This is a genomic window from Mycolicibacter sinensis (assembly GCF_001673565.1).
Lineage (GTDB): Bacteria > Actinomycetota > Actinomycetes > Mycobacteriales > Mycobacteriaceae > Mycobacterium > Mycobacterium sinense_C.
In genome coordinates this window covers 26,606-52,973 of the sequence record NZ_LZMF01000128.1, presented here as the reverse complement: position 1 = coordinate 52,973, position 26,368 = coordinate 26,606, and the positions used below count along the sequence as shown (strand labels likewise).

At 67.8% G+C, this 26,368-nt stretch carries 27 protein-coding genes and 1 tRNA gene; 11 read left to right on the top strand and 17 right to left on the bottom strand.

Annotation, left to right across the window (positions count from 1 at the left end):
* Positions 1-147 precede the first annotated feature (147 nt).
* Positions 148-1,212, top strand: coding sequence for an alcohol dehydrogenase AdhP (gene adhP, locus A5648_RS18440; protein WP_065025927.1), 1,065 nt, complete (start codon positions 148-150; stop codon positions 1,210-1,212).
* Positions 1,213-1,235: 23 nt separating this feature from the next.
* On the opposite strand, the gene A5648_RS18435 is transcribed toward adhP, so the two are convergent.
* Positions 1,236-1,898 carry a TetR/AcrR family transcriptional regulator gene (locus A5648_RS18435; RefSeq protein ID WP_207511758.1) on the bottom strand — a complete coding sequence of 221 codons (663 nt, stop codon included), beginning with the start codon at positions 1,896-1,898 and terminating at the stop codon, positions 1,236-1,238.
* Between the two features lie 406 nt (positions 1,899-2,304).
* On the opposite strand from A5648_RS18435, the gene A5648_RS18430 reads away from it, so the two are divergent.
* On the top strand, positions 2,305-2,883 hold the full coding sequence (locus A5648_RS18430) for a TetR/AcrR family transcriptional regulator (RefSeq protein ID WP_082966576.1): 579 nt from the start codon (positions 2,305-2,307) through the stop codon (positions 2,881-2,883).
* A 25-nt stretch (positions 2,884-2,908) separates the two neighbouring features.
* On the opposite strand, the gene A5648_RS18425 is transcribed toward A5648_RS18430, so the two are convergent.
* Complete coding sequence (locus A5648_RS18425) at positions 2,909-3,784, bottom strand: LysR family transcriptional regulator (protein WP_065025926.1); 876 nt, start codon at positions 3,782-3,784, stop codon at positions 2,909-2,911.
* Positions 3,785-3,887: 103 nt separating this feature from the next.
* On the opposite strand from A5648_RS18425, the gene A5648_RS18420 reads away from it, so the two are divergent.
* A complete protein-coding gene (locus A5648_RS18420; protein ID WP_065025925.1) occupies positions 3,888-4,637 on the top strand; it encodes an SDR family oxidoreductase in 750 nt (249 codons plus the stop codon).
* Between the two features lie 78 nt (positions 4,638-4,715).
* Here the strand turns inward: A5648_RS18420 and A5648_RS18415 are convergent, their stop codons facing one another.
* From A5648_RS18415 to aceE, 7 genes are all read right to left on the bottom strand, one after another.
* A complete protein-coding gene (locus tag A5648_RS18415) occupies positions 4,716-6,137 on the bottom strand; it encodes an acyl-CoA carboxylase subunit beta (protein ID WP_065025924.1) in 1,422 nt (473 codons plus the stop codon).
* A gap of 42 nt (positions 6,138-6,179) precedes the next feature.
* Positions 6,180-7,448 (bottom strand): 3-oxoacyl-ACP synthase KasB, encoded by a 1,269-nt coding sequence (gene kasB / locus A5648_RS18410; RefSeq protein WP_065025923.1) that lies wholly within the window; start codon positions 7,446-7,448, stop codon positions 6,180-6,182.
* A gap of 33 nt (positions 7,449-7,481) precedes the next feature.
* A complete protein-coding gene (kasA, locus tag A5648_RS18405) occupies positions 7,482-8,732 on the bottom strand; it encodes a 3-oxoacyl-ACP synthase KasA (RefSeq protein ID WP_065025922.1) in 1,251 nt (416 codons plus the stop codon).
* The gene (gene acpM, locus A5648_RS18400) at positions 8,733-9,032 is read right to left on the bottom strand and encodes a meromycolate extension acyl carrier protein AcpM (RefSeq protein ID WP_024440584.1); all 300 of its coding nucleotides are present in this window, start codon (positions 9,030-9,032) and stop codon (positions 8,733-8,735) included. It abuts the gene before it with no gap.
* A gap of 88 nt (positions 9,033-9,120) precedes the next feature.
* Positions 9,121-10,032 (bottom strand): ACP S-malonyltransferase, encoded by a 912-nt coding sequence (locus tag A5648_RS18395; RefSeq protein WP_082966575.1) that lies wholly within the window; start codon positions 10,030-10,032, stop codon positions 9,121-9,123.
* A gap of 174 nt (positions 10,033-10,206) precedes the next feature.
* The gene (locus A5648_RS18390; protein ID WP_065025920.1) at positions 10,207-11,517 is read right to left on the bottom strand and encodes a PucR family transcriptional regulator; all 1,311 of its coding nucleotides are present in this window, start codon (positions 11,515-11,517) and stop codon (positions 10,207-10,209) included.
* A 52-nt stretch (positions 11,518-11,569) separates the two neighbouring features.
* Positions 11,570-14,359 carry a pyruvate dehydrogenase (acetyl-transferring), homodimeric type gene (aceE, locus tag A5648_RS18385; protein ID WP_065025919.1) on the bottom strand — a complete coding sequence of 930 codons (2,790 nt, stop codon included), beginning with the start codon at positions 14,357-14,359 and terminating at the stop codon, positions 11,570-11,572.
* 191 nt (positions 14,360-14,550) lie between these two features.
* On the opposite strand from aceE, the gene A5648_RS18380 reads away from it, so the two are divergent.
* From A5648_RS18380 to A5648_RS18365, 4 genes are all read left to right on the top strand, one after another.
* Positions 14,551-15,138 carry a hypothetical protein gene (locus tag A5648_RS18380; protein WP_065025918.1) on the top strand — a complete coding sequence of 196 codons (588 nt, stop codon included), beginning with the start codon at positions 14,551-14,553 and terminating at the stop codon, positions 15,136-15,138.
* An 80-nt stretch (positions 15,139-15,218) separates the two neighbouring features.
* Positions 15,219-15,641, top strand: coding sequence for a DUF3052 domain-containing protein (locus A5648_RS18375; protein ID WP_064855277.1), 423 nt, complete (start codon positions 15,219-15,221; stop codon positions 15,639-15,641).
* On the top strand, positions 15,641-16,102 hold the full coding sequence (locus A5648_RS18370) for a peroxiredoxin (RefSeq protein ID WP_065025917.1): 462 nt from the start codon (positions 15,641-15,643) through the stop codon (positions 16,100-16,102). The genes A5648_RS18375 and A5648_RS18370 overlap by 1 nt, the downstream gene beginning before the upstream one ends.
* A 120-nt stretch (positions 16,103-16,222) precedes the next feature.
* Positions 16,223-16,294: transfer RNA gene (locus A5648_RS18365), tRNA-Val, on the top strand.
* 280 nt (positions 16,295-16,574) lie between these two features.
* Here the strand turns inward: A5648_RS18365 and A5648_RS18355 are convergent.
* Together A5648_RS18355 and A5648_RS18350 are read right to left on the bottom strand one after the other, a co-directional pair.
* The gene (locus A5648_RS18355; RefSeq protein WP_065025915.1) at positions 16,575-16,781 is read right to left on the bottom strand and encodes a zinc transporter Slc39a7; all 207 of its coding nucleotides are present in this window, start codon (positions 16,779-16,781) and stop codon (positions 16,575-16,577) included.
* A gap of 6 nt (positions 16,782-16,787) precedes the next feature.
* The gene (locus A5648_RS18350; RefSeq protein WP_065025914.1) at positions 16,788-17,204 is read right to left on the bottom strand and encodes an ArsR/SmtB family transcription factor; all 417 of its coding nucleotides are present in this window, start codon (positions 17,202-17,204) and stop codon (positions 16,788-16,790) included.
* A 108-nt stretch (positions 17,205-17,312) separates the two neighbouring features.
* On the opposite strand from A5648_RS18350, the gene fadD8 reads away from it, so the two are divergent.
* Positions 17,313-18,905, top strand: a complete 1,593-nt coding sequence (gene fadD8, locus A5648_RS18345; RefSeq protein ID WP_065025913.1) for a fatty-acid--CoA ligase FadD8 — start codon at positions 17,313-17,315, stop codon at positions 18,903-18,905.
* A 2-nt stretch (positions 18,906-18,907) separates the two neighbouring features.
* Here fadD8 and A5648_RS18340 read toward each other — a convergent pair whose 3' ends face one another.
* The 5 genes from A5648_RS18340 to A5648_RS18320 all read right to left on the bottom strand — a co-directional run bounded on the left by A5648_RS18340 (position 18,908) and on the right by A5648_RS18320 (position 22,687).
* Entirely contained in the window at positions 18,908-19,768 is an 861-nt protein-coding gene (locus A5648_RS18340; protein WP_065025931.1) for an LLM class F420-dependent oxidoreductase, read from the bottom strand.
* Between the two features lie 31 nt (positions 19,769-19,799).
* Positions 19,800-20,609, bottom strand: a complete 810-nt coding sequence (locus tag A5648_RS18335) for an oxygenase MpaB family protein (RefSeq protein ID WP_065025912.1) — start codon at positions 20,607-20,609, stop codon at positions 19,800-19,802.
* An 83-nt stretch (positions 20,610-20,692) separates the two neighbouring features.
* Positions 20,693-21,538 (bottom strand): SURF1 family cytochrome oxidase biogenesis protein, encoded by an 846-nt coding sequence (locus A5648_RS18330; RefSeq protein WP_065025911.1) that lies wholly within the window; start codon positions 21,536-21,538, stop codon positions 20,693-20,695.
* Positions 21,538-22,032 (bottom strand): low molecular weight protein-tyrosine-phosphatase, encoded by a 495-nt coding sequence (locus A5648_RS18325; RefSeq protein ID WP_065025910.1) that lies wholly within the window; start codon positions 22,030-22,032, stop codon positions 21,538-21,540. Before A5648_RS18325 ends, A5648_RS18330 begins: the two co-directional genes overlap by 1 nt.
* Positions 22,025-22,687 (bottom strand): HAD hydrolase-like protein, encoded by a 663-nt coding sequence (locus A5648_RS18320; RefSeq protein WP_065025909.1) that lies wholly within the window; start codon positions 22,685-22,687, stop codon positions 22,025-22,027. The genes A5648_RS18325 and A5648_RS18320 overlap by 8 nt, the downstream gene beginning before the upstream one ends.
* Positions 22,688-22,748: 61 nt before the next feature.
* Between A5648_RS18320 and A5648_RS18315 the strand changes: the two genes are divergently transcribed.
* From A5648_RS18315 to A5648_RS18305, 3 genes are read left to right on the top strand one after another with little or no spacing between them, the layout of a single operon-like run.
* Positions 22,749-23,882 carry a Nif3-like dinuclear metal center hexameric protein gene (locus tag A5648_RS18315; RefSeq protein ID WP_065025908.1) on the top strand — a complete coding sequence of 378 codons (1,134 nt, stop codon included), beginning with the start codon at positions 22,749-22,751 and terminating at the stop codon, positions 23,880-23,882.
* Positions 23,879-24,613, top strand: coding sequence for a zinc ribbon domain-containing protein (locus tag A5648_RS18310; RefSeq protein WP_065025907.1), 735 nt, complete (start codon positions 23,879-23,881; stop codon positions 24,611-24,613). Before A5648_RS18315 ends, A5648_RS18310 begins: the two co-directional genes overlap by 4 nt.
* A 24-nt stretch (positions 24,614-24,637) precedes the next feature.
* Complete coding sequence (locus A5648_RS18305) at positions 24,638-25,756, top strand: bifunctional RNase H/acid phosphatase (protein ID WP_065025906.1); 1,119 nt, start codon at positions 24,638-24,640, stop codon at positions 25,754-25,756.
* 6 nt (positions 25,757-25,762) lie between these two features.
* On the opposite strand, the gene A5648_RS18300 is transcribed toward A5648_RS18305, so the two are convergent.
* Positions 25,763-26,338, bottom strand: a complete 576-nt coding sequence (locus tag A5648_RS18300; RefSeq protein WP_065025905.1) for a helix-turn-helix domain-containing protein — start codon at positions 26,336-26,338, stop codon at positions 25,763-25,765.
* Positions 26,339-26,368: the final 30 nt, after the last annotated feature.

The following is a 26,368-nucleotide window of genomic DNA, read 5'->3' as shown; positions in this document are numbered from 1 at the left end:
ATCGGCCGGGAGAACCACAAGATGGCGCTCGCCCACTACCAGCAGACCAAGAACCTGCTGGTGTCCTACTCCCAGACCGCCACCGGCCTGTTCTGAAACTGGCCGCGTAACCCGCCTCCCGAACTTCGCCAAGAAAGGAACGAAACGATGACCGACACCGTCGACACCTCAGACGTCGTCACCGAAGTCATGCAGGCCGCCGTTGTTACCGAATTCGGTGCACCCCTGCAGATTTCCACGTTGACTCTGCCCAAACCCGGCAATCGCCAGGCACTGGTAAAGCTGGAGACCACCGGCGTGTGCCACACCGACCTGCATGCGGCACACGGTGATTGGCCCGTCAAACCACAGCCCCCTTTCATTCCGGGCCATGAGGGCTGCGGCACGGTCGTGGCACTCGGCGACGGTGTCGATGATATTCAGGTCGGCGATAGGATCGGCAACGTCTGGCTGTGGTCGGCGTGCGGTGAGTGCGAGTTCTGCCGCACTGGTTGGGAGACACTGTGCGAGAGTCAGCGCAACGGCGGTTACAGCGTCAATGGCAGCTTCGGTACCTACATGCTGGTCGACACCGCCTACGCGGCACGCATCCCGGAGGGTGCCGACCCGCTGGAGGTGGCGCCGATCTTGTGCGCCGGTGTCACCGTGTACAAGGGATTGAAAGAAACGGAAGCCGGCCCCGGTGAGTGGGTGGCGATCTCGGGTATCGGTGGCCTCGGTCATATTGCCGTGCAGTACGCGTTGGCGATGGGATTGCGTGTGCTGGCCGTCGATGTGGATGACTCCAAATTGGCGCTGGCCATCGAGTTGGGTGCTGAGATCGCCCTGAACGCACGCAACGTCGATCTGGCCGTCGAGGCACGCGAGGCTACCGGCGGAGTGCACGGCGTTCTGGTCACCGCCGTGCACCCGGAGGCATTCGGTCAGGCGGTGGGACTGGTGCGGCGCGGCGGGACGATCGTCTTCAACGGTCTACCACCCGGAGACTTCCCGGCACCGATCTTTGACATTGTGCTGAATCGCTTGACCATCCGGGGCTCAATTGTCGGAACCCGACAGGACTTGGCGGAGGCCCTGGACTTTTACGCCCGGGGCCTGATCAAGCCGAAGGTGACACCCGCAAGACTCGACGATGTCAATGACATCTTCGAGCGCATGAAACGTGGTCAAATAGACGGCCGCATGGTCATCGACTTCCGAGAGGACTCATAGGTCTACAGCTCCGCTGCGTCGGCTCAGCCCGAGACAGGACCCTTTGCCCTGCGTCTGGCGGGCTTTGGCGCGGGACTGAGGCTGTGCCGAATGAACACCTGCGCGTTGGACACCAACGTGTCAACCGAGTTCCGGCGGGGATCCCACCACTCGGCACTCCAGTTGAGGGCACCGAGAATAAGCGGGTGCGCGAGTTTGGGATCGACGTCGTCGCGGATCTGGCCCTCGGCTGCCGCGGCGGTCATCAGCCGCTTCCAGATGCGGTTGTAGGCGGTGAGCTCCTTCTGCTGACGGGCTCGCAGCCGATCAGGGATCTGACCGGAGTTCCGGATGGAGGCGCGGGCATAATCGGAGAGTTCTAGTCCGTGCCGAAGGTGTATTTCGGCCGCGGTGAGGATTTGGTCCATCGGCGAGGTACCGGGCGGCAATCCATCCAGGGCTCGTTTCAGGTGGTTTCGCAGGTCATGGATGCCGCGGAACACCGTCTCCTCGATGAGATCCTCACGTGATTTGAAGTAGTAATAGATTGCGGGCGCCTGCAATTGCGCGTGTTCGGCCACATCGGTCAGCCGGGTTCCGGCGAAGCCCTTGGTGCATAGGAGGTGGGCGGTGGCGTCCAGGATGCGTGACCGGGTGCGGTCCGATTTCGACTGGTCCTTGGTGGGGGCCTTCGGCTCGCTGGGCACTGTTCGATCATATCGAGCAACGTGCGTGTTCGTGATCGCGGAAGGGCTGGCGCCGACGAATATGCGGATAGCCGCGTCATCGGGCGTCGTCTCGCTGCCCGTTCGCGAGCGGCAGCACAACCCCCTCGTGCACCACGTGGAAAGGCACGGTCGCGGTACCGATTCATCGGCATCGACTCACCAACCCGGCATATTTTTTATGATAGATTAACCAACGTGTGGCGCATCGGCGAGGACGGTTCTCGCGACATCGACCTTCGCGGTAGCGCACGAATGGAAATCAAGGGCGCCTGCGGCGGCCTTGGGCCGGCTGGGCCGCGCTTATCATCGCTCTGTGGTTCAGAGTCGACGGCGCACCGTAGCGATCAGCGAGCCCGCGGGCGAGGGCGAATCATCTTCTGAATCGATGTCGACACGCGAGCGAATTCTCGACGCGGCAGCTCATGTGCTGTCCGAAAACGGCTATGCCGGGCTTCGTCTGACCGACGTTGCTGCTGAAGCCCAGCTGCAGGCCCCTGCCATCTACCACTACTACGCCTCGCGCGACGAGTTGGTCGAGGAGGTGATGTGGTCGGGCATCGTGGGTATGCGCGAGTATGTCGCTACGGTTCTCGACGGCTTGCCCGACGGAACGCCGCCGCTGACGCGATTGCTGACCAGCGCTGAGGCGCATCTACGCCACGTGCTGCAGGCCTCGGACTACGCCAGGGCGTGGATCCGCAATGCCGGTCAGGTGCCACTGGCGATTCGTAAGCGGCAGATCGTCGAAGAGGAACGGTATGGCGAAATCTGGCGCCGACTCATCAACGATGTGGCCCGGGCGGGTCTACTGCGACCCGAGCTGGATCTGTACATCGCGCAGATGCTGGTCCTCGGCGCCCTGAACTGGGCGGTGGAATGGTGGGCACCCAGCGTCGGATCGGTCGAATCGGTTGTGGGGAACGCGAAATCCTTGATTCGCCAAGGCCTTACGAACGATTCATGACGCCAACGGTGTGCTCGGTGGCCGGTCAGCGCAGAATCAGATCTCGCACCGCCGAACTGGTGTGCGGCTGCCACAGCGCCTGCAGGGGTACCAGCAGCGGTTCCGCGAGATCGATCACCGTGACGGCGCCGTCGACGGCCGACCCCGGCGGGGCGGTGACGAACGCGGCGGCGTCCTCGGTGATCGCGGCAACCTCGGGCGGACAGCCCTGCACCCGGCTGACCCGGTACTGCGGTTCGAAGCCGGCGCGCCGGCAGGCGTTGACCAAAAAGTCGCTGTAGTACGACGCCCCGGGCGGTGCCCACAGTGCAATGAGTTCACCGGCCAGGTCGGCCATGTCGAGGTGGGTGCGCCCGGCCAGCGGATGGTCGCTGCGCACCGCGACACGCAGTGTGTCGTAACGGATCACCGTTGTGGCGAGTCGCTCCTGCGGCACTACGCCGCGACGCAGTCCCAGGTGCACGGCGCCGTCGCGGACCCCGCTGACCAACTGGTCGGGGAACATCTGCCGGACGGTGAACGAGGTGCTGGGCGCGTCGGCGATCGCGGGTTCGATCAGCGCGTAGACGTCATGGTTGGTGATCGCAGGGGAGTGGCCCACCACGAACACATCCCGTTCGGCGCTGGCCGCGGCCCGGGTGTGCTGGGTGATCGTTCGGGCCGCCGCCAACAGGGTGCGCCCCTCATCGAGCAGCGTCTGGCCCGCGGGGGTGAGCGTGATGCGCCGACCGGAGCGCATCAGCAGCGTCGCTCCGAGGTCCTTCTCGAGCTGGCGGACGGAGCTGGACAGCGCCTGCTGGGACAGATGCAGCTGGGCGGCGGCCCGGGTGAAGCCGGCGGCGTCCACGACGGCGATGAAGTGGCTCAGCCGGCGCAGATCCGGGACGGTGGACACCGACACCACCCTAGCCACAAGGAATGGTTGTCGAAAGCTCACATATCAATGTTTCCCATTTGTGGTCCCCCCGACTAACTTCGGAATCCGAGACAGGAGGGACAACCCAATGAGCAACCTTGCGGGCAAATCGGCGGTGGTCGCGGCCGGGGCCAAGAACCTGGGCGGGCTGATCAGCACCACCCTGGCGAACAGCGGCGTCAACGTCGCGGTGCACTACAACAGCGACGGCTCCGAACCCGACGCCGACAAGACCGTCGCCGCGGTGCAGGCCGCCGGCGCCAAGGCGATCAAGGTCCAGGGCGACCTGACCCGCCCGGCCAATGTCACCGCGCTGTTCGACGCCGCGGTGGACGCCTTCGGCGGGGTGGACTTCGCGGTCAACACCGTCGGCAAGGTGTTACGCAAGCCCATGCTGGAAACCACTGAGGCCGAATACGACTCGATGTTCGACATCAACTCCAAATCGGCGTATTTCTTCCTGCAGCAGGCCGGTAAGCGCCTCAACGACAACGGTTCGGTGGTGACGATCGTGACCGCGCTGCTGGGCGCGTTCACCGACGGCTACTCCACTTATGCGGGCTCCAAGAGCCCGGTGGAGCACTTCACCCGGGCGGCGGCCAAGGAGTTCGGCGCTCGGGGCATCAACGTCAACAGCGTCGCCCCCGGCCCGATGGACACGCCGTTCTTCTATCCGCAAGAGACCCCGGAGCGGGTGGAGTTCCACAAGTCGCAGGGGATGGGCAACCGGCTGACCCGGATCGAGGACATCGCGCCGTTGGTGGCGTTCCTACTCGACGGCGGGCACTGGATCACTGGCCAGACCATCTTCGCCAACGGCGGGTACACCACGCGATGACCCCGTCGAGCGGGCACAGCCCTCCGGCCCCACCTGGGGTTTTGGCGGACAACTCTGCACGCTCGCGGCAAGAAAAAATTACAGCGGGATGTTCTTGTGGCGCCCGCGCCGGGCCGGAGCCTCGGCCAGCGCCTGGGTGATCTTGCTGCGGGTGTGCGAGGGATCGATCTTCTCGTCGACGACGCCGATGTCGATGGCCGAATCCACCCCGCCGGCGATCCGCTCGTGCTCCAGGGCGAGCTCCTCGTGCAGGGCCTCGCGCTCGTGATCGGGGGCGGCGGCCAGCTTCTTCTTGTGCAGGATGCCGACCGCGGCCTTGGCGCCCATCACCGCGACCTCGGCGTCCGGCCAGGCGAACACCTTGGTGGCGCCCAGTGAGCGGGAGTTCATCGCGATGTAGGCCCCGCCGTAGGTTTTCCGGGTGACCAGCGTGACCCGCGGAACGGTGGCCTCGCCGAAGGCGTGCAGCAGCTTGGCGCCGCGGCGTACCACGCCACCCCACTCCTGGCCGACACCGGGCAGGTAGCCCGGCACGTCGACGATCACGATCAGCGGAATCCCGAACGCGTCGCACAACCGCACGAAACGGGCTGCCTTCTCAGCGCTTTCGGAGTTCAGGCAGCCGCCGAGCCGCAGCGGGTTGTTGGCCAGCACCCCGACGGTGCGCCCCGACAACCGGCCCAGCCCGACCACCATCGACGGCGCCCACTTGGCCTGGAACTCGTCGAAGGGTGCGTCTGAATCGAGCAACCTGTGCACCAGCGGGTGCACGTCGTAGGCGCGCCGCGCCGACTCCGGCAGCAGCGCGTGCAGGTCGATCTCTTCCGCCTCGGCCTTGTTGCGGTCGAAATGACCCTGCTGGCAGAACAATCCGACCAGGCGGCGGCCGCGCTCGTAGGCGTCGAGTTCGTCGTCGGCGACGATGTGGCACACACCGGACTTCTTGTGGTGGGTGTCAGGGCCGCCGAGCGCGGCCATGTCGACGTCCTCACCGGTGACGCTGCGCACCACGTCGGGGCCGGTGACGAATACCCGGCCCTCCGGGGCCATCACGATGACGTCGGTCAGCGCCGGGCCGTAGGCGGCGCCGCCGGCGGCGAAGCCCACCACCACCGAGATCTGCGGGACGTAGCCCGACGCCCGGATCATCGCCTCGAAGACCCGCCCCACCGCGTGCAGGGCGCGCACCCCCTCGGCCAACCGGGCGCCACCGGAGTGCCACAGGCCCACGATCGGGCTCTGCTCGGCGATCGCGGTGTCGTAGGCGTTGACGATGTGGTCGCAGCCCTCGATACCCATCGCACCGCCCATCACGGTGCCGTCGGTGCAGAACGCGATGGTGCGCACGCCGTTGACGGTGCCGCCGGCCGCCAGCACTCCGGAGCGGTCACGCTCGTGCAGCAGTTCCACCGTGCCGTCGTCGAAGAACGTCGACAGACGCAGCAGCGGGTCGCGCGGGTCGAGTGATTCGCCCACCGTCTCGGGAGCCATGGTCGTCATCGCGCGTCTCCTTAATTGATTCTTGTCACGCTGGGGCGACCGTTAGTACCGGCCGAAGGCGAGCGCCACGTTGTGCCCGCCGAATCCGAACGAATTGTTGATCGCGTACTGGTAGTCACCGGCGCGCGGCTTGTCGGCCACCACATCCAGGTCGATCTCGGGGTCGAGATTGGCCAGGTTGAGCGTCGGCGGGATGATCTGGTCGCGCAGGGCCAGCACGGTGAGGATGGATTCCACCGCGCCGACCGCGCCGACGGAGTGGCCCAGCGCGCTCTTCGGCGCATACACGGCCGCGTCGCCGCCGTGGGGGCCCAGCGCGTTGTTGATGGCGTGGCCCTCGGCCACGTCGCCCACCGAGGTTCCGGTGGCATGCGCGTTGACGTGGCTGATGTCGCCGGGAGTGAGGCCGGCGAGCTCGATAGCCCGCGTCATCGCCCGGCCAGCGCTCGCGCCGTCGGGGTCGGGCGCCACGATGTGGTAGCCGTCGGAGGTGATCGAGGCGCCCATGATGCGGGCGATGATGTTGGCGCCGCGGGCTTTCGCGTGCTCCTCGGTCTCGATGATCATCACCGCGGCGCCCTCGCCGAACACGAACCCGTTGCGGTCCCGGTCGAACGGGCGGCAGGCACCCGGTGGGTCGTCGTTGGTGGTCGACAGCACGATGCGCATCTGGGCGAACCCGGCGATCGGCACCGCCTCGATCCGGGTCTCCACCCCGCCGCAGATCGCGATGTCGGCCTCGCCGAGGACGATCTGCTGCCAGGCGTGCGCGATGCCCTCCGAGCCCGACGCACACGCCGAAACGGGGGTGATCACCCCGGCCTTGGCGTGCTGATCCAGCCCGACCGCCGCGGCCGCACCATTGGGCATGTACTTCTGCACGGTCAGCGGGGAGACCGCCCGCAGGCCGCGTTCCCGCATGCCGTCGTAGGCCCAGATGAGCTCTTCGGAAGAGCCCATCCCGGTGCCGATCGACACCAGCAGCCGGCGCTTGTCGACCTCGGGTGAACCGGCGTGCTCCCAAGCCCGCCGGCTGATCACGGTGGACAGCTTCTGCAGGTAGGACAGCCGACGCAGCTCGGTTCGGCTCAGTCCCTCATCGAATGCCTCGGGCGTCTCGATCAGGCGCCCACCGATGCGGACCGGCAGGTCGTATTCCTCGACGAACGGGTCGGTGAGCTCTCGAATCCCGCTCTGGCCGTCGAGCAAAGCCTTCCAAGTGGACTCTGCATCGGCGGCCAGAGCGGTCGTCATGGCAAAACCGGTGACGACGACGTTGGGTAAACCGTTGCCAGTAGCCAGTGTTGACATGGGTGTTCCGAACTCCTCTTGTGACGGGAAGTGTCAGTACCGCCCGAAGGCGAGTGCCACGTTGTGACCACCGAACCCGAATGAGTTGTTGATCGCGTACTGGTACTCGCCGTAGCGGGGCGCCCCCGCTACCACGTCCAGGCCGATCTCCGGGTCCGGCGTCTCGTAGTTCAGCGTCGGCGGGATGACCCCGTCGCGCAGCGAGAGCACCGTCAGCACCGATTCGAGCGCACCGACCGCGCCGATGGAGTGGCCCAGCGCCGACTTCGGTGCGTAGACCGCGGCGTGCTCACAGCCGGCTTCCCGGATCGCGTTCGCCTCGGCGGTGTCACCGATCGGGGTCGCCGTGCCATGGGCGTTGACGTGGTCGACGTCCTTGGCGGTCAGGCCCGCCAACTCCAGCGATCGCTTCATGGCCTGTCCAGCCCGCTTGCCGTCGGGGCCGGGAGCCACCATGTGGAAGGCGTCGGAGGTGATTCCGGCGCCCATTAACCGGGCCAGCGGCTTGGCGCCCCGGGCCTTGGCGTGCTCCTCGGTCTCGATGATCATCAGCGCACCGGCTTCGCCGAACACGAATCCGTCACGGTCCTTGTCGAACGGCCTTGACGCCTTCTCGGGCTCGTCGTTGCGGGTCGACATCGCGCGCATCATCGAGAACGCCGCGATCGGCAGCGCCTCGATCATGCCTTCCACGCCGCCGCAGACGACCATGTCGGCGTCACCCATGACGATGTGCCGCCAGGCGTGGGCGATGGCCTCAGAGCCCGACGAACACGCCGAGACCGGCGTGACCACCCCGGCGCGGGCGCCGAGGGCCAGCCCGGCGACTGCGGCCGCGCCGTTGGGCATGACCATCTGCACGGCGAGCGGCGACACCTTGCGGGGGCCGCCCTCATTCATCAGGTCATAGGTCTCGACGATCTTCTCGCCGCCGCCCAGCCCGGTGCCGATGACGACCGCCAGGCGGTCCTTGTCGACGTCCGGAGTGCCGGCGTTCGACCAGAGCCGCTCGCTGAGCAGTTTGGACATTCGCTGGACGTAGGACATGCGGCGCAGGTCCAGGCGGCCCATATGGTCGTCGACTGGGTCCTTGAGCTGACCGCCGATCTTGACCTGCAGGTCCCATTTCTCGGTGAAGTCACCGGTGAGGGTACGGATGCCGCTCTCGCCGGCCAGCAGACCCTTCCACGTGCCGTCGATGTCCGCCGCGATTGAGGTGGTGGCCTCAACGGCGGTTACCACCACATTGGGGTAACCGCCGTTGGCCGTGGAGGGCTTGGTCACTTAGCTCTCCGAACCGAACTTCTCGCGCAGGGCCGCGGCGGCCTCGGGGTTCTCGGCCTCGAGCTTCTGGATGTAGCCCACCACGTCACCCACGGTGCGCAGACCGGCCAGGTCCTCGTCGGGGATCTTCACGCCGTACTTGTCCTCGGTCTGCACGGCGATCTCCACCATGGACAGCGAGTCGATGTCCAGGTCGTCGACGAACGACTTCTCGACGGTGACCTCGCTCGGCTCGATACCGGTCACCTCTTCGATGATCTCGGCAAGACCGGCGATGATTTCTTCCTGACTAGCAGGCACTGTGATTCCCTTCGGTTGGATCCGCACGGGGTGTGCGGGGTGATTACTGCGTATCTGGTTGTGCAGGTTGGAGCGGGCTTGAAAAGGGCTAGAACTCAGGCAGCCCGTCCAGATCTGCGGGGGATTTGACGGCGTGCGTCGGGGTCCCCCGAAGTTCGCGTTTGGCGATGCCGGCCAATGTCCCCGCGGGCGGGAACTCCACGATCGCGCTGATGTCCCGGGCGCGAAGCGTCTCGGTGCACAGATCCCAGCGCACCGGCCGGGTCAGCTGTGCGACCAGGTTCTCCATTGCGGCGGCCGCCGAGGTGACGGGCTGCCCGTAGCGGTTAGACAACAGTGTAGCGGCGGGATCGGATGCTGCGACCTGCTCCGCGGCGGCGGAGTAGGCCTCCAGCGCGGGCGCCATGAACTGGGTGTGGAACGCGCCGGCGGTGGCCAGCTTACGCACCCGGGCCTTGGCGGGCGGGTCTTCGGCGAGCTTGTCCAGCGCGGTCACCGGGCCCGCCGCGACGATCTGGCCGACGGCGTTGCGGTTGGCCGGGACCAGGTCGAGCTGCTCGAGGCGGGTCAGCACCTCGGTCTCGTCGCCGCCGAGCACCGCAGCCATACCGGTGGGCTCGAGCGCGCAGGCCTTGGCCATTTCGCGGCCGCGGGTGGCGGCCAGCATGACGGCGTCGTCGGGGGAGATCACGCCCGCGATGGCGTAGGCGGCGATCTCGCCGACCGAGTGGCCGGCCACGATCACGTCCGCGCCCAGCGGGCTGTTACGGCGCTGAGACAGCTCGGCGTAGGCGAGCAGCGTCGCGGCCACCACCAGCGGTTGGGTGACCGCCGTGTCGGTGATCTCCTCGGCGGTCGCGGTGGTGCCCAACGCGACCAGATCCAGACCGCTGATCTCCGACCACGCGGCCAGCTGGCTGGCGGCACCAGGCTGTTCCAGCCACGGCGACAGCATGCCGGGAGTCTGGGATCCCTGTCCGGGAGCGAGCAACGCAATCACGTCTTTAAGAGAACATTGTGAAGCGCGGTTTGCAGGATGTCCTAGAACATGAACATTGTCTTATGTTTTTGTGGAAGTCCTACAAACGTGCCATCTGATGCGACGTGTTTGATACCTCTTCGCGACAACTGCCCGGTTGAGGACGTGCTGCTGAGCCGAACCGTACGCCCCGCCTCACCCGACCCGATGCTCGCCGGGTGCGCTCCCGCCCACCGGCGGCGTGGCGTATGTCACCGGTGCGCTGCTGAAGCTGGCATGTTGGGCCTGATTGGCCAGCCGCCCGACGGTGGCCGCCACCCGCAGCACGTAGGCGTCGCGCGGTTGGGTGGGGTCTCGCCCGGTGAAGTCGGCAATTCGTTTGAGTCGGTAACGGACGGTGTTTGGATGAACGAACAACTTCCGTGAGCACGCCTCGATCGCGCCGCCACAGTCCAGGTAGGCGTCCAGCGTCTCGGTCAGCGACGGCCCGGCCTCGGCCAGCGGCCGCATCACATCGGTGTGCAGGGCCGCGATCGCCGAGGGATCCCCGATCAAAGCCCGTTCGGGCAGCAGCTCGCGGGCCAGCACCGGCCGCGGCGCTCCGGTCCAGCCGACAACGGCGTTCATGCCGGAGATCGCCTCGCTGGCGCTGTGGTAGGCCGCGGTCAAGGTCGGTGCGGTCGGTCCGATCACCACCGGCCCGTCGGAGAACGCGCCGAGTAGGTCGGCGAAGAACTTCTGGGTCGGCGACAGCGGGCCGGACACGATCGCCACCAGCCAGGTGCCGTGCACGTCGGTCAGCGCGGCCCGGCCGTGGCGTTCGGCGACGTCGCGGACGTCCTGGCTGGCCTTTTGACCGGAGAAGGCGTCCGGGCCCGGCGGTGCGGTGCCCACCACGACCGTGGCCGGCGCGGTGGTGTCCCAGTTCAGTGCCGCCGCCCGGCTCAGCAGCTCCGGGCCGGTATCGCCGCGCACCACGGCGTCCACCACGCTGGCCTCCATCCGGGAATCCCAGGTGCCGCGAGCCTCGGCGGCGTCGGCGTAGGCGGAGGCGGCGGTGAAGGCCAGGTCGCGGCTGTACTTGAGAATGCCCACTGTCAGCGCCGTCACCTGCTCCTCGGAGCGGGCCAGTAGCGGCACGACCTCCTCGAAGAACTCCATGGTGACCCGCACCATGTCCACGGTGTGCCGCAGCGCGATGTGCCGGGTCAGCTCCTGCGGCACCAGCTCGAACGCCTGCGCGGTGTGGCTGACGTTGCCGTGTGGGTCGTGCATCCACTCGGCGAAGTTGACCACGGCGGTCTGCACCACCAGGGCGACGCTGGCGCGCTGGGAGGCCTCCAGGTCGGCGAAGAACGGCAGCCGTTCGCCCATCGCCGAGACCGCCTCGGTGGCCAAGCGGCCCGAATAGTGCTTGAGCCGGCGCAGCAGCGTGTCGGGGACGGCGCTGAGCAGGTCCAGGGTCGACCGCGGCAGGACCTGCCCACTTGGGCTGTTGTCAACCATCCCTAAAAGCTACGCCTGATTTCTGGTCACTCCCGACAACAAGCGGCGCGTGTCAAGCGACGCCCGAGTCCGACGTCTGCTCAGGCGCGGCCATCACGTCGTCGATCTGGTAGCGGTCCGCGGCCGTCGCCGCGACCGAGGCGTCGATGGACCCGTCGCGGGCCAGGGCCGCCAGCACCGCGACCACCACTGATTCGGCATCGGTGTTGAAGTAACGCCGCGCGGCCGGGCGGGTATCGGAGAAGCCGAACCCGTCGGTGCCCAGCGTGACGTAATTGCCGGGCACCCAGGGCCGGATCTGTTCGGGCACCGCGCGCATCCAGTCCGACACCGCGACAACCGGGCCGCTCGCCTCCGCCAGTGCCTGAGTCACATACGGCACCCCGGCCTCCCGGTCCGGGTTGCGCAACCGCTCGCGTTCGACGGCGACACCGTCCCGGTTGAGCTCACCCCAGCTGGTCACCGACCACACGTCGGCGGCCACATCCCAGTCGGCGGCCAGCATGTCGCCGGCCCGTAGCGCCTCGGGCATCGACACCCCGGACGCCAGGATCTGGGCGGTGTGGGATCGGGGCTCCGCGGCCTGCCGGTAGCGGTAGATACCCCGCAGCAGGCCGGCCGGGTCGAAGTCCTCCGGCTCGGCCGGTTGGACATACGGCTCGTTGTAGATGGTCATGTAGAAGTACACGTTCTCCGGGTTCGCGCCGAACATGCGCTCCAGCCCGCTTTCGATGATGTGGGCGACCTCGTAGGCGAACGCCGGATCGTAGGAGACCACCGCCGGGTTGGTGCTGGCCAACAGCAGCGAGTGTCCGTCGGCGTGCTGCAGGCCCTCACCGGTCAAGGTGGTGCGCCCCGCGGTGGCGCCCAGCACGAAACCGCGCGCCATCTGGTCGGCGGCTGCCCACAGGCCGTCGCCGGTGCGCTGGAAGCCGAACATCGAATAGAAGATGTAGATCGGGATCATCGGCTCGTCGTGGGTGGCATACGACGTCCCGACCGCAGTGAACGACGCCGTCGAGCCGGCCTCGTTGATGCCCTCATGCAGGATGTGGCCGACTTCGCTTTCCTTGTAGGCCAACATCAGTTCGGCGTCGACGGAGGTATACAGCTGCCCGTTGCGGTTGTAGATCTTCAAGGACGGGAACCATGAGTCCATCCCGAACGTGCGCGCCTCGTCGGGGATGATCGGGACTAGCCGATCCCCGATTTCCTTGTCCCGCAACAACTCTTTGAACACCCGTACGGTTGCCATGGTGGTGGCGACTTCTTGGGTGCCCGATCCCTTCTTGACCGCCGCATACGGCTTCGAGTCGGGCAGCGTCAGTGCGCGGGCCTGGGTGCGGCGGTGCGGAACGAAACCGCCGAGGCTGCGCCGGCGGTCCAGCAGATAGCGAATCTCCGGGGCGTTCTCGCCGGGGTGGTAGTACGGCGGCAGATACGGGTTGTCCTCGAGTTCGGCGTCCGAGACGGGAATTCGCATCTCGTCGCGGAAGTCCTTGAGGTCTTGCAGCCGGAACTTCTTCATCTGGTGGGTGGCGTTGCGGCCGGCGAAATAGCTGCCCAGGCTGTAGCCCTTGATGGTCTTGGCCAGGATGACGGTCGGCTGGCCCTTGTGCTCGACGGCGGCCCGGTAGGCCGCGTGGACCTTGCGGTAGTCGTGCCCGCCGCGTTTGAGGTGCCAGATGTCCTGGTCGGACAGATCCTCGACCAGGGCCTTGGTCCGCGGGTCGCGGCCGAAGAAGTGCTGACGCACATAGCCGCCGTCGTTGGCCTTGTAGGTCTGGTAGTCGCCGTCGGGCGTGACGTTCATCAGGTTGACCAGGGCGCCGTCCCGGTCGGCGTGCAACAGGGCGTCCCACTCGCGGCCCCAGACCACCTTGATCACGTTCCAGCCCGCCCCGCGGAAGAACGATTCGAGCTCCTGGATGATCTTGCCGTTGCCGCGCACCGGGCCGTCGAGGCGCTGCAGGTTGCAGTTGATCACGAAGGTCAGGTTGTCCAGGCCCTCCAGCGCGCCGACGTGCAGTAGGCCGCGGCTCTCCGGCTCGTCCATCTCGCCGTCGCCCAGGAAGCACCACACGTGCTGGTCGGAGGTGTCCTTGATGCCCCGGTCATGCAGGTAGTGGTTGAACCGGGCCTGGTAGATGGCGTTCATCGGACCCAGCCCCATCGACACCGTGGGAAACTCCCAGAAGTCCGGCATCAGCCGCGGATGCGGGTAGGACGGCAGCCCACCGCCGGGATGGCTGTGCTCCTGCCGGAAGCCGTCGAGCTGGTGGGTGCTCAGCCGGCCCTCCAGGAACGCCCGCGCATAGATCCCGGGGGAGGCGTGGCCCTGGATGAAAACCTGGTCCCCGCCGCCGGGGTGGTTTTTGCCGCGGAAGAAGTGGTTGAAGCCGACCTCATAGAGCGTCGATGACGACGCGTAGGTCGAGATATGCCCGCCGACACCGACTCCCGGCCGCTGCGCACGGTGCACCATCACCGCGGCGTTCCAGCGGATCCACCGGCGAAAGCGGCGCTCGGTGTCCTCGTCGCCGGGGAACCAGGGCTCCAGTTCGGTCGGGATGGTGTTGACGTAGTCGGTGGAGGTGAGCGCCGGAATCGCCACCCGCTGCTCGCCGGCGCGTTCCAGCAGACGCAGCATCAAGTAGCGGGCGCGGGACGGACCGGACCGGTCCAACAGTTCGTCGAAGGACTCCAACCATTCGGAGGTCTCTTCGGGGTCGATGTCGGGAAGGTAGGACGCCACCCCTTCGCGGATCACTCGTACGCGGTCGGATTCACTTGCGCCGCTTGGCTTTTTGACCGGATCTTGGCGCACGGCCTCGGTAGTCAACGCATTACTCCTTGGTTTGGAGGTCAGGACGTGTCTCCCGGCTTGTGGCCAGAACGACACCGGACCGATCGCTTCGCCGGTCTTGTCTTTTCTATCCTGCCCCACCGGGCCCGGGACCGGCGGTGGGTGAGTGACGGGTGGGGGTGGGCTGATCTCGGCATGTGACCGCCAACCCGGTAACGTCTGAAGCTGTGCTGACCGGATGGCGGACCGTCCCGCGTGGGCGGGCGCGGCGACACGCCCGGGTGGGTGCGTTGGTGGCCGGTGGAACCGCGGCAGTGGCGATGGGCGTCGTCGGCTGCACCAGCATCATCGGCGGAACGCCGGAGGCGGACACCTCGGCGGCGCCGGCGTACCGCTCCTCGGTGTCGGCGTCGGTGTCGGCCTCGGAGGCGACCTCGAGCATCCGCGAGACTCAGCGCCAGCAGTCGATGACGACCCAGGCGGTGCGCGGCGCGTGCGGCAGGTTCGCCTCGAGCAGCAGCGACGCCGTCGACACCGTGAACAAGTACGTGGAGGCGTTCAACAGCGGCGGTGACATCCCCGGAACCGCCGGGCCCGCGGTCGAGGCGCTCAACCACAGCGCCGACGAGGTGTCCGGCGCCATCAACGAGAAGCTGTCGACGGACCTCAAGGACGCGTTCACCACCTATGCCGACGCCGCCCGCGGCGTGGCGACCGCGATTTCGTCCAAGGCGCCGGTCTCGGTGTACAACGCCCGCAAAGACGAGCTCAACCGGGCCCGGGAGAAGGGGATGCAGCTGTGCCGAGCCTTCTGAGGTCACCGATCATTTCGGACCCGGCTGTGCAACGATGATGCGCAACACTCAGCACGGTGAAAGTCGAAGGAGGTCACACGGTGGTCGCGGCGGATAACGCCCCGAACTTCGCCCGCAAATTGGGCATAGAAAACAAGCAGTTGGTCCAGGAGTTCGGCTGGGACGACGACGCCGACGACGACATCCGTGTCGACGTCGAAGAGGCCTGTGGCAGTGAACTGCTCGATGAAGACACCGACGAGGTGGTCGACGTCGTGCTGCTGTGGTGGCGCGACGGCGACGGAGACCTGGTGGACACCCTGATGGACGCGATCACCGCGCTGGCCGACGACGGCGTGATCTGGGTGCTGACGCCCAAGACCGGCAAGTCCGGCCATGTTCAGCCCGCCGAGATCGCGGAGGCGGCGCCGACCGCCGGGCTGATGCCGACCTCGTCGGTCAATCTCGGCGACTGGAGTGCCAGTCGATTGGTTCAACCCAAATCGAGGACGGGAAAGCGTTGATGTTGGAAGTGGGTACCGAAGCTCCTGATTTCACCCTCAGGGACCAGGATCAGCAGCAGGTCACCCTGAGCGGTTACCGCGGTGAGAAGAACGTTTTGCTGGTGTTCTTCCCGCTGGCCTTCACCGGCATCTGCCAGGGGGAGCTGGACCAGTTGCGTGACCACCTGCCCACCTACACAGGCGACGACAGCGTGGCTCTGGCCATCTCGGTGGGCCCGCCGCCCACCCACAAGATCTGGGCCACCGAGAGCGGGTTCCTGTTCCCGGTGCTCTCGGACTTCTGGCCGCACGGCGCGGTCAGCCAGTCCTACGGGGTGTTCAACGACGACACCGGCTTCTCCAACCGCGGCACCTTCGTCATCGACAAGTCCGGGATCATCCGGTTCGCCGAGATGAAGGCGCCTGGCGAGGCCCGCGACCAGCAGCTGTGGGTCGACGCTCTCGCGGCGTTGAAGGGGTAGTTCTCCACCGTTTTCCCCGCGAGATTGCGCTGATGCAGCGTTTTCACCATTTTTTCCGGCATCAGCGCAATCTCGCGGTTTTGGGCGCCCGCCATCATGGCGGGTAACCTGCCCGAGGCAGGGCGCGTAGCTCAGTGGTAGAGCTCTGGTTTTACACACCAGCGGTCGGCGGTTCGATACCGTCCGCGCCCACAGCGTGGTTTGACGTCGTCGTGGACGGTCAATGCAGCGCCTATGACCACCTCTCCCTTGCCGCCAGACGAAGGTTCGATCCCACCTCCGGCTCCGGAAACGCCCGGCGCGGCTCCGACCGGCACATCGGGCGTACCCCCTGCGACCGGCTCGCGGCTGACGCCGGCGGGCCGGCCGGGGGTATCACCAGGGCTGATGCTCTGGGTGGGACTGGCCGTGCTGGTCGTGATCATCATCGTCTTGATCGTGCTCACGGCCTGACACCCGCGTAAGGCCGCACTCAGTGCGAATGCGCGTGACCCGCATCCTCGAGACCGGCCTGATGCACGTGCCGATGGCTATGTGCCGTCCCGTCCTCGTGGGTGTGTTCGTGTTCGTGCTCGACGTGGTCGTGCTCATGGGTGTCGTGAACGTGTTCGTGCGTTTCCCCGCTGTGGGTGTGCTCGTGCGAATGCGGCGCGTCATGGCCGTGGTTGTGGTGCGACATGGCTGCTCAGCTCCTTTGTTCGATGATTCGTTGCCCCAGCGCGGGCAACGCCTGGCCGGCAGCGGCCGGCAGGTTGTTGGCGCCACGGTGATGTGGCGGCACTCCGGGTCCGGCGTGCTCGGCGTTGAAGACGGCGTCGGTGACCAATTGGCAGACGTGCTCGTTCTCCATGCTGTAGAAGACCGTGGTGCCTTCCCGGCGAGTGCGCACCAGCCGTGCCATCCGGAGTTTCGCCAGGTGCTGTGAGACCGACGGGGCCGGTTTGCCGACGTGTTCGGCGAGTTCGTTGACCGACATCTCGCGGCTGGTCAGCGCCCAGAGCACCTGCACCCGGGTGGCGTCGGCCAGCATCCGGAAGACCTCGACGATCAGGCCCACCTGATCGTCGGGCAGCCGGTCGGCCGGACCAGTATCTGCATGCATACGCAAATAATAGATCTTCGGGGCGGTGGGGTGTCAACCCTCGGCCCGTTCCGGGGCTCTCGGTAGTCTCCAGCGACAACCCGTCAGCGCAGTAGCAGAGGTAAGCCGATGTCGACGCACGAATTGCGCCACCCCATCCATTCCGGGCATCTGACCGTGGGCGCCCTCAAGCGCAACAAGGACAAACCGGTGCTGGCCCTCGGCGACACCACGCTGACCGGCGGCCAGCTCGCCGAGCGCATCAGCCAATACATTCAGGCCTTCGAGGCGCTCGGCGCCGACACCTGTGGCCTGCTCTCGCTGAACCGCCCCGAGGTGCTGATGATCATCGGCGCCGGGCAGACCCAGGGCTATCGGCGCACCGCCCTGCACCCGCTGGGGTCGCTGGATGACCACGCCTACGTGCTGGCCGACGCGGGGGTCAGCACGCTGATCATCGACCCGACCCCGGCCTTCGTGGAGCGCGCCCTCGGCCTGCTCGACAAGGTGCCCTCGCTGCGACAGGTGCTGACCATCGGGCCGGTGCCACCGGAGCTCGACGGGAAGGCGGTCGACCTGGCCGCCGAAGCCGCCAAATTCGAGCCGCAGCCACTGGTGGCCGCCGATCTGGCCGCAGACCACATCGGCGGGCTCACCTACACCGGCGGGACCACCGGAAAACCGAAGGGAGTCATCGGCACCGTCGCGTCCATCACGGCGATGACGACCATTCAGCTCGCCGAGTGGGAGTGGCCGGAACAGCCGAAGTTTTTGATGTGTACTCCGCTGTCGCATGCCGGCGCGGCGTTTTTCGTGCCGACCATCGTCAAGGGCGGCCAGCTGGTGGTGCTGACCAAGTTCGATCCGGCCGAGGTGCTCCGCGTGATCGAGGAGCAGAAGATCACCGCCACCATGCTGGTGCCGTCGATGATCTACGCGCTGCTGGATCACCCGGATTCGCACACCCGCGACCTGTCCTCGCTGGAGACGGTGTACTACGGCGCCTCGGCGATGAACCCGGTACGGCTCCAGGAGGGCATCGACCGGTTCGGGCCGATCTTCGCCCAGTACTACGGTCAGTCCGAGGCGCCGATGGTGATCACCTATCTGGCCAAGGGGGACCACGACCAGAAGCGACTCACCTCCTGTGGCCGTCCGACGCTGTTCGCGCGGGTGGCGCTACTGGGCGAGGACGGCGCTCCGGTGGCCCAGGGCGAGGTCGGCGAGATCTGTGTGTCCGGGCCGCTGCTCTCGGGCGGCTACTGGAATCTTCCGGAGGCCACGGCCGAGACGTTCAAGGACGGCTGGATGCACACCGGCGACCTGGCTCGTGAGGATGAAGACGGTTTCTACTACATCGTGGACCGCACCAAAGACATGATCGTCACCGGCGGGTTCAACGTGTTTCCCCGCGAGGTCGAGGACGTCATCGCCGAGCACCCGTCGGTGGCTCAGGTGTGCGTGATCGGCACCCCCGACGAGAAGTGGGGCGAGGCGGTGACCGCGGTGGTGGTGTTGCGTGCCGGTGTCGACACCGGTGCCGCGGCCATCGCCGCGATGACGGCCGAGATCCAGTCCGCGGTCAAAGAGCGCAAGGGCTCGGTCCAATCACCCAAGCAGGTCATCGTCGCGGAATCGCTGCCGGTGACCGCGCTGGGTAAGCCGGACAAGAAGGCGGTGCGCGCCCAGTTCTGGTCCGGCGCAGCCCGTTCGGTCGGCTGAGATCAGCCCAGCGCCTCAGCCAACTTGCGCCACTGTGCACGCGGGAAGGCGCGCGGGTCGGCATCCAGCAGCTGCACACAGACGTGGTCGGCTCCGGCGTCTCGGTGCTCGGTGATCCGGCTGGTGATGGTCTCTGGGCTGCCCCAGGCGATGAGCGCGTCGAAGAGCCGGTCGCTGACTCCCACGATGTCGTCTTCGGAGAATCCCGAGCGCAGCAGGTTGTTGGCGTAGTTGGGCAGTGCCAGGTAGGAGCCCAGCCACTTGGTGCCGATCACGCGTGCCTCGTCACGGCTCGAGCACAAGATCGCGGTCTGCTCGGGCAGCAGCAGGGGGCCGTCGCCCAGTTGCTCGCGGGCGAACCGGGTGTGCTCGGGGGTGGTCAGGTAGGGGTGGGCGCCGCGGCTGCGGGCTGCGGCCAGCTCCAGCATCTTCGGACCCAGTGCGGCGAGCACCCGGGACCCGGCCGGGACGGGGGCCTCGGCGGCGTCCAGACCGTCGAGGAAGGTGGTCATCGCCCGCAGCGGCCGGCGGTAGCGCCCGGGATCCCCGGCGTCGATCAGCGGGGCATGGCTGACACCGATGCCGAGCAGGAACCGATCACCGTGGGCCGCGGTCAGCGATGCGTAGGACGCCGCGACGTCGGCCGGAGCATGCATCCACAGGTTCAGGATTCCGGTGGCGATGACCGCCTGCCGGGTGGCCGACAGCAGGTTTTCCACCGAGTCGAACACCGGGCCGCCGACGTCGGGGATCCATAGTGCGCCGAAGCCCAATTCCTCCAGCTCGGCGGCCGCCTCGGCGGCCTCGCCCTGATCGCCGTAGCGCAACGGCGCACTCCAGATTCCCACACCCGTGATGTTCACCATGACCCCAGGATGGCATGGCGCCGACGCGCTAGACGACGGGCATGCCGTAGCGGGCCCGAAAACGCATGTCCCACAGGTACGCCCGATAACCCAGCACCCAGACCTGGTGGGGGATCAGCCGATCGGCCACTCGCAGCCCCGACAGTAGCCATTCGAACCGGCGTTGCTGCGACGTCGACCAGTCCAGCTGCATCAGCTGGCGGAACTCCGCGGGCAAGAACCCGGTTGTCGCGAACAAGTTGAGCGGGCCGGCCAGCCGCAGCGGCCAGGGCAGGAACACCATCGACGCCACCCCCCGCAGATGCGCACGCACCGGGGGATCGATGCGCAGCTCGTGCAGCGAGTGCTTCCAGTACTCGTCGAACGCCGCGCGGTCCTTCGGCCACATCTCATCGCGCACCTGCAAGGTGGTGCCCAGCTTCTTGGCGTCGGCGTAGATCGCATCCGCGGCTGCGTCGTCGAGCGGGCCGTGCAGGATCTCGTGCTGGTCGACGAAGTAGCGGTATAGGCAGGCCGCCACCCACAGTTGCAGCTCGGGGTCGAACGCGTTGTAGCGCACCGGGCTTTCTGGCGTGGAACGAACCTGCCGGTGGGCGGTGTCCACGGCGGCGCGGTAGAGCGCGCGGTCGTTCTCGCTGCCGATGGCGGCGACCGCCAGGTAGGTGCCGGTGGTGCGGGCCCGCTTGAACGGATGCTTGTACACGTTGCCGTTGTCCACCCGGCTTTCCTGCACGCCGTAGCCGACCCCGGGCAGCGAGAGCTGCATGATCACGTTGGCGGCCGGCATCAGCAGCGCAGCGGGATTTAGCAGGTCGACGATCCTGGTGGTTCGTCTCATGGCAGCCCCATGGCTGGAGTATGCCCGAATACCGGGGCCGATACGCCGCACTTAGGCGGTTGGTGACGCGGCGCCGGCGATGATCAGCGCCGGCGGCCGTACCGGTCGGCGAGCTTCTGCTCGACGGTCATCGGCGGCGCGGGCTCATCGGCGTCGGGGTCCTCGGCGGCCTGTTCGTCGAGAGCCCTCTCCGACCGCCGGGCGCGTATCTCGGCGTACGCGAAGTAACCCAGTCCGATCGGGGCGAGGATCCCGAACGCGATCCACTGGATCCCGTAGGACAAGAACGGCCCGTTATCGCGGCGCGGCAGCGCGATCAATCCCAGCCCGCCCGGCTGGTCCTCCACCAGCTGCAGGTAGGAGCCGGTGAGTGGAACCCCGGTGAATGCCGCGACCTGTTCGGTGTTGATCGCATACACCTGACGGAAACCGTTCTCGCTGAACGGTTTCTTGCCCGGAATCGTCTCCTGCGGATCCCGCAGCCGCGCGGTGATGGTGACCTGCTCATCCGGTGGCGGCGGGATCTGCGGCATCCGCGAGCCGCCGTCGTCGGTGCGCACATAGCCGCGGTTGACCAGTACGGTCGGCCCGCCGCGGACCGCGAACGGCGTCAGCACCTCGAACGCCGGCACCCCCTCGACCAGCCGCAACCGCACCAGCACCTGCGCCTCGGCAAGGTAGTGCCCGGTGGCGCTCACCGGCCGCCACTGATCATCCGGCGCCGACGAATCCTGGTGCGGCAACAGCGTTGTCAGCGGCACCGGCTCCGTGGTCAGCGCGTGTTCGAGCTGGCTGTTGGCCCGCGACGTGGTGGTGTTCTTGCCCAGCTGCCAGGGCGCCAGCACGGTGAAACACAGGTAAGCGAAGGCCAGCACCACCACCGCCACGGCCAGCCAGCTCGGGCGCAGCAGGAAGCCCAGCCGCCGCATCAGCCGCCCTCGCCGCCCGCCAGCTGCGCGTCGACCCAATCGTGCAGGCCCGGCAGTGCGGCCGCGATGACGTCAAAAGCCCGCTGGAAATCGTCGTGGCCGCCGTAGTAGGGATCCTCGACGTCGGGGACGGCCGCTCCCGAACGCGGATCGAAGGAACGCAGCATCCGGATCCGCTCAGCGGGAACCCCGAGCCCGCGAAGCCAGCCGACGTGGTTGCGCCCCAGCGCGACTACCAGATCGGCCGACATGTGGTCGGCGTCGACCTGGGCGGCGCTGTGCTCCACCGGATAGCCGTGGGCGAGCAGCACCCGATTGGTGCGCTCGTCGGCGCCCTTTCCGGTGTGCCAATCCGCGGTCCCGGCGCTGGTGACGCGCACCGCATCACCCAGGCCACGCTGCGCAAGCTCATGGGCGAACATCTTCTCGGCCATCGGGGAACGGCAGATGTTGCCGGTGCAGACGAACGTGACATGCAATGCCGGCTCAGACACCGAGCACCTCCCGCAACTCGGCGACGGTCTGGACGCGGGCGGCCGGACCCGTCTCGGCGTCGTCGTAATCGGCCTGCCCGTAACCCCAGCCGACCAGCACCGTATCGATACCGTGCGCGGCCGCCCCGTCGACGTCGTGGCGCCGGTCGCCCACCATCAGCACCCGGTCCGGCAGCGGCGCCAGCTGCTCCAGCGCGTGGGCCAGCACGTCGTACTTGGCCGCGCGGCTGCCGTCGACGCTGGCGCCGGCGACCACGTCGAAAAACCCGTCGAGCCCGAAGTGGGCCAGGATCTTGCGTGCGGTCGGCTCGACTTTGGAGGTGGCCACCGCCAGCCGCACGCCGGCGGCCCGCAGGTCGGTCAGCAGCGCGGTGACGCCGTCGAACATGGTGTTCATCCGCCAGCCGCGGCTGGTGTAATCGGCGCGGTAGGCGGCGATCGCCGCGTCGGTCTGTTCGCCGAGGCCCATCGCGGCCAGCGTGTGGTGCATCGGCGGGCCGACGAGCCACTGGGCCAGATCGCCGCCGGGCACCGGCGCCCCGATGTGGTCCAGCGCGTGGCGGAAGCTGGCGACGATCCCGGCGGCGGAGTCGGTCAAGGTGCCGTCCAGGTCGAAGATCACCAGCTCGGCGGTGGCAGTGGTCGTGCGCGTCACGAGCCCATTGTCCCCGACGTGCGCGGCGAGCCCGCCGGGTGGCGCACTACTGTCTTGAAGTGTGACTGCGCGGCTGGCTGACGTCATCGACGTGCTGGACGCCGCCTACCCGCCGGAGCTGGCCCAGTCCTGGGATTCGGTTGGGCTGGTTTGCGGCGATCCGGACGAGCTGGTGAGCTCGGTGACGGTCGCCGTCGACGCCACCGCCGCGGTGGTCGATGAGGTTCCCGACGGTGGCCTGCTGCTGGCCCATCATCCGCTGCTGTTGCGCGGGGTGGACACCGTGGCGGCGAGCACAGCCAAGGGAGCCCTGATCCACCGGCTGATCCGTTCCGGACGTGCCTTGTTCACCGCTCACACCAACGCCGACGCGGCCAACCCCGGGGTATCGGATGCTCTGGCCGAGGCGCTGGGGCTGACCGTGGAGTCCGTGCTGGAACCGGCGCCGAGTGCGCCCGACACCGACAAGTGGGTGATCTACGCCCCGACCGAGCACGCCGAGGCGGTGCGGGCCGCGGTGTTCGCCGCCGGGGCGGGGCACATCGGTGACTATGCGCAATGCAGCTGGAGCGTGACCGGCACCGGGCAGTTCCTGCCCGGCGACGGGGCGGCGCCCACGATCGGCCAGGTGGGCGCGGTGGAGCGCGTCGCCGAGGACCGCGTCGAGGTGGTGGCGCCGGCCCGGTTCCGCGGCCGGGTCCGTGCGGCGCTGCTGGCTGCGCACCCCTACGAGGAGCCGGCGTTCGACGTCTTCGCGTTGCAGCCGCTACCGGCCGGTGTCGGGATCGGCCGGATCGGCACCTTGGCAGCGCCGGAGCCGCTGAGCGCCTTCGTCGCCCGGGTCGCTGCCCGGCTGCCCGCCACCTCATGGGGGGTGCGCGCGGCGGGGGATCCGGATCTGCCGGTGTCGCGGGTCGCGGTCTGTGGCGGTGCCGGAGACTCGCTGCTGGATGCGGCGGCCAAGGCCGACGCCGAGGTTTTTCTCACCGCGGATCTGCGCCACCACCCGGCCGACGAGCACTCCCGACGGTCACCGGTGGCGCTGGTCGACGTGGCGCACTGGGCCAGTGAATACCCCTGGTGCGCGCAAGCCGCCGACGTGCTCCGTTCGCACTTCGGTGCGGCCGTGCCGGTGCGCGTCAGCGCGCTGCGCACCGACCCCTGGAACCTCGCTTGCGAAGGAGACCGGCAATGAAGGCCGAAGTGGCACAGCAACGTTCGCTGCTGGAATTGTCGGAGATCGACGCCGAACTGTCCCGGCTCGCGCACCGGGCCGGTCATTTGCCCGAACAGCAGGACCGGATGCGCATCCAGGCCGACCACACCACCGCCTCCGACCGGATGGCCGCGCTGGAACTGGCGTTGGAGGACTTGGACGCCCAGGCCGCCCGCTTCGAGTCGGAGATCGACGCGGTGCGCCAGCGCGAGGACCGTGACCGCGCCCTACTGGACTCAGGGCAGGTCAACGCCAAGCAGGTCACCGACCTGCAGCACGAGCTGGAGACGTTGCAGCGCCGCCAGGCCAGCCTGGAGGATTCGCTGCTGGAGCTGCTGGAGCAGCGCGAGCAATTGCAGGCCCAGGCGACCGCCGAGTCGGCCGTGATCGACGGACTGGCCGCCGACCTGGCCCGGGTGCAGCAGACGCTGGACACCGCCTCGGGGGAGATCGAGGCCACCCGCGCCCAGCGTGCGGCGAGCCGCGAGCAGCTGGCCGCAGCAATCGACGCCGAGCTGCTGGCGCTCTATGAGCGGCAGCGCGCATCCGCCGGCGTCGGTGCCGGACCGCTACGGGGCGGCCAGTGCGGGGCCTGCCGGATCGAGATCGACCGCGGCGAGCTGGCGCGGATCTCGGCGGCTCCGCCGGAGGAGGTGCTGCGCTGTCCGGAGTGCAGTGCGATCCTGCTGCGGGTCAAGGACTTTGGTTAGTGCGGCGCCGATGAAGGTCGTGGGATGAAGGTCATCGTCGAAGCCGACGGCGGGTCGCGCGGCAACCCGGGGCCGGCCGGCTACGGAACGGTGGTGTGGTCCGCGGATCGCGCCGAGGTGCTGGCCGAAGCTCGGGAGTCGATCGGCACGGCCACCAACAATGTCGCCGAATACCGTGGCCTGGTCGCCGGTCTGACCGAGGCGGCACGGTTGGGCGCCGCCGAGGTCGCGGTGTTCATGGACTCCAAGCTGGTGGTCGAGCAGATGGCCGGACGGTGGAAGGTCAAGCATCCCGACCTGATCACCCTGCATCGGCAGGCCCGCGAATTGGCCGCGAAGTTCGACCACGTCCGCTACAGCTGGATTCCGCGGGAGAAGAACTCGCACGCCGACCGGCTGGCCAACCAGGCGATGGACGCCGCGGCCGCGTTGGCCGGTGCTGAGCCGGCTTCGGCCGAGCCCGTGAAACCGGTCCAGGAGAAGCCCGAAAAGCCTTCACCGCCAACGGCGCCGGGCTGGACGGGCGCAACAGGAACGCCCACCCGACTTTTGCTGCTGCGGCACGGGCAGACCGAACTGTCGGTGCAGCGCCGCTACTCCGGACGGGGCAACCCGCCGCTGACCGACACCGGTCGGGCGCAGGCCGATGCGGCGGCACGCTATCTCGCTGGGCGCGGCGGCATTTCGGCGGTGATCAGTTCGCCGCTGCAGCGCTGTTATGACACGGCCACCGCGGCGGCCAAGTTGCTGCACCTAGACGTGACCGTCGACGAGGACCTGACCGAAACCGACTTCGGGGCCTGGGAGGGGCTGACTTTCGCCGAGGCGGCTGCACGCGACCCGGAATTGCACCGGCGGTGGCTGAAGGACACCTCCACGCAGCCACCGGAGGGGGAGAGCTTCGATGCGGTGCAGCAGCGGGTGGCACGGGCGCGCGACCGGATCGTCGCCGAACACCGCGGTACCACCGTGTTGGTGGTGTCGCACGTGACCCCGATCAAGACCGTCCTGCGCCTGGCGCTGGACGCCGGTCCGGCGATCCTCTACCGGCTGCACCTGGATCTGGCGTCGCTGAGCATCGCCGAGTTCTTCGCAGACGGGCCCGCTTCGGTGCGGCTGGTGAACCAGACGGCCTATCTCTAGTCGGCCTCAATCGTGCAGGTGCACTCGTTCACCGTGGGCGCCGAAGAGCATGATCGCCTCGGCGGGCCCGTCGACCGCACCGAACCAGTGCGGGGTCCAGGTGGAGAATTCGACGGCCTCGCCCGGGCCGATCAGGAAGTCGTCGTCGCCAAGCACCAGTCGCAGGCGCCCGGACAGCACGTACATCCACTCGTGGCCCTCGTGCACCGGTAACTCGGCCGGGCGGCGGCGCCGCACGCTGACCCGGATCTTGAAGGCGTGCAGACCACCGGCCGGCCCGTGCCGGGTCAGCGGCCAGTAGGTGATGCCATGGTGGGTCTGCGAGGCACCCCGCACCCGCGGGTCGGGGCGTTCAGGGGCGCGCAGCAACTCGTCGGTGGTGACCGCGAGGGCCTCGGCCAGCCGGGGCAGATGATCGAGCGCCAAGCGCCGTTTGCCGGACTCCAGGCGGCTCAGCGTGGAGACGTCGATGCGGGCGCGAGTGGCCACGTCCTCCAGCGTCAGGCCCTGCTGCGTGCGCAGCTCGCGCAGCCGTCGCCGTACCCGCAGATCGACACCGCTTTCCTCGTCATTTGCCGACATGGCAAATCAGCTTGCCAGCAGATGGCGGGG